The sequence below is a fragment of the Rhizobium sp. SVR5-9E genome (genome assembly GCF_056755095.1).
On sequence record NZ_JBNDHS010000513.1, the window covers coordinates 1 to 257 of the forward strand.

The 257-nt window shown below is 64.2% G+C and carries 1 protein-coding gene; it reads right to left on the minus strand.

Going from position 1 to position 257, the window contains the following annotated elements:
* Positions 1-245 (minus strand): hypothetical protein (locus ACPYOJ_RS35855; protein ID WP_481420457.1); only part of this gene is annotated, 245 nt, incomplete at its 3' end.
* Positions 246-257 lie beyond the last annotated feature (12 nt).

The following is a 257-nucleotide window of genomic DNA, read 5'->3' on the forward strand; positions in this document are numbered from 1 at the left end:
CCTTGCGGCAGCGTGATCCAAACGAAAATCACCGCGCGCTTCCCGGGCGCAATCGACACCACCGCATGCTCCGCAGGCGCAGGCCGCACCCACGAGGCCAACGCATCCTGGCTCAGCACCAGCAACGGCGTCTTCGCCTCGTCGGCGAAGACCTGCAGCCCCTTGGGCTTCAGCACACCGGTGTCGCCATAGAAATTGGTGATGTGGAGTTCATAAGCCAGATGGACCGAACCGTCCGTACCCACGAACCCCGCCGG